Origin of the sequence: Roseinatronobacter ekhonensis, assembly GCF_900499075.1 — a bacterium.
GTDB classification, from domain to species: domain Bacteria; phylum Pseudomonadota; class Alphaproteobacteria; order Rhodobacterales; family Rhodobacteraceae; genus Roseinatronobacter; species Roseinatronobacter ekhonensis.
This window is the reverse complement of the sequence record NZ_UIHC01000143.1, coordinates 1-1,938: the sequence shown is the minus strand read 5'-3', so window position 1 is coordinate 1,938 and position 1,938 is coordinate 1. Positions and strand designations below refer to the sequence as shown.

The following is a 1,938-nucleotide window of genomic DNA, read 5'->3' as shown; positions in this document are numbered from 1 at the left end:
ACAGCTCCTCAACCGCGTGCAGATCGCCCGGATACTTGTTGCGCAGCACCTGACTGACCAAGGCGGCAGACCGGCCCATGCGGCTGGCGACCTTGTTCTGGCTGCTGGCGGCGCATTGCAGGGCCATCCGCTCGACCCAATCGGGCAGCGCGTCACCCCATGCCGCACGGGCCACATCGACCGGGCCGCTCATAGGCCACCCGCCACATGCGTGATCTGGCTTTCGTTGGGGTCATAGACCGCGCGCACGCGGCGCTCTACCGGCGCCAACGGGCCAGAATTGCGCGCCAGACGATAGGTCGCCTCGCGCCGTCCCGGCAGCGCCTTTTTCAGCACATGCAGATAGCCCGCGCGCGACAGCATCTGACAGTAGCTTTGCGCAAAATCCCGACGCACCTCGCAGGTGTCGGTGCTGGCATGGGCCGCGATATCGGTGGGCGTAAACGACCGCAGGCGGCGCATCGCCGTCCAGCAATTGCCCTGCGCGGTCTCGGCCCGGCGCTTGCGGCCATCGGCGCGCAACTCGGCAGGGACCTGCCCATCAGCCACAACCCGAAACCGCAAAGCGCGCTTTGGCCCTTTGTCCAACTCGACCGCGCGCTCTTGGCGCAACCATGCCTTGACCACGTTCTGCACGGTCGACAGCGACACCTCGGCCCGTGCGGCCAGATCGGCATAGGTGAACTCGCCCAGCTCACACGCGGCGGTCCAGATCAGCGCGTGACGAGCCGCGCGGTTGTCATGCGTCATGCTCATGCCAAACCTTTCAGTGGTGTTGGCGCTTCGCCGGTGAAAAATTGCCGGGCATCCCAATCCTCCAACGTGATTGTCTCCAGCCCGCGCACGCGCGCGTGTTCCGCAATACGTGCAATATTGATGCTGATCCTCCGAATGGACCGCTGGCTGTGCTTAAGGATCGCCGCGTGCATCTGGCTGTCGAACGCGATGCCGCTGCCATAGCTTTTACAAAGCTGATTTACGTCATCCAGCGTGGCCTCTTGAGCTCGGACCCAGTCAGTCATGCGCCCGTGAATGCGCTCCCAGCGCATCAGCTTTTGCGGCAACAACTCCTCACCAATCAAAATCACCGGGGAATGGCTGCTTTCGTGGATATCGCGCACGATTTCGATCATGTTGCGGTCCACAAGGAAATCCGCCTCATCAATGATCAGGGTCGCGCCGGTTACGGCCAAGTGTTCACCGATCTGATCAACCATGTCGCCGATTGTCTTTTCTGGGCGCAGGCTCATTTCAGCAAGCGTCGCTTCGCAGAATTTCTTCCGCGCCCAAGTTGATTTGACCTGCACCTGGTATGCTCGCCGGGCGTTCTCGGCATGACACGCAGCTGTTGTCTTACCGTAGCCAGAGTGCCCGTAAAAACACGCCATTCCCGGCAAACCGAAAGCTCGGTTTTCCAACCGATCTATCAGGGCAATCAACGCTGTTACGTTCCGCAACGGCGCAACGTTGTTTACTATCTGCCTCTCTTCTGTCATCGTCTTCTCCATTCTACCGCTCTATGCCGCCGGTGGCGCAGCCACGCCCCGGCGGTTCTTCATCCGAGGTAGGACACCCCGAAATCCTCCAACATTTGCCGATGCGCCCGGTATTCGGACGTCTGCGAATACATTGTCAGGAAGCGCTCTTGCTCTGGCGCAAGCGCCTCACCGGCCTCGCGTTTGGCCTCCAGTTCCAGCGCGCGCTTGAACCGGTCCATGTCGCTCTCGACCGTCACGCCGGGCTTGGCGCGCCGCGCCTCCAGATCGGCCACAACCGCCGCATGCGCCTCTGTCAGATCGGGCGCAAGCGCCGCCTCTGGCGCGGGTCGCGCCCGCTTGTCGAAAACAGGGCGCACCACCTTGGCCTCGACGGCAGGTGTGGGCGCGGGCAACGCCGCCGCGTCCAGATCGGCCCCCAGATCGCGGGCACGCAACTTGC

At 62.6% G+C, this 1,938-nt stretch carries 2 protein-coding genes and 2 pseudogenes; all 4 read right to left on the bottom strand.

Annotated elements, in window-relative coordinates; all coding sequences use genetic code 11:
* Window positions 1-193 (bottom strand): annotated as a pseudogene (locus ROE7235_RS19460) (hypothetical protein); the annotation flags it as partial.
* The gene (locus ROE7235_RS19455) at window positions 190-756 is read right to left on the bottom strand and encodes a hypothetical protein (RefSeq protein WP_121097685.1); all 567 of its coding nucleotides are present in this window, start codon (window positions 754-756) and stop codon (window positions 190-192) included. The pseudogene ROE7235_RS19460 and the gene ROE7235_RS19455, both read right to left, overlap by 4 nt.
* Entirely contained in the window at window positions 753-1,496 is a 744-nt protein-coding gene (locus ROE7235_RS19450) for an AAA family ATPase (RefSeq protein ID WP_183073601.1), read from the bottom strand. Before ROE7235_RS19450 ends, ROE7235_RS19455 begins: the two co-directional genes overlap by 4 nt.
* 59 nt (window positions 1,497-1,555) lie before the next feature.
* Window positions 1,556-1,938, bottom strand: a pseudogene (locus ROE7235_RS20340) (transposase domain-containing protein); the annotation flags it as partial.

What these genes read in the sequence shown, in the direction of transcription:
- ROE7235_RS19455 (WP_121097685.1), bottom strand. Translation starts at nt 756, where the DNA reads ATGAGCATGACGCATGACAACCGCGCGGCTCGTCACGCGCTGATCTGG.
- ROE7235_RS19450 (WP_183073601.1), bottom strand. Translation starts at nt 1,496, where the DNA reads ATGACAGAAGAGAGGCAGATAGTAAACAACGTTGCGCCGTTGCGGAAC.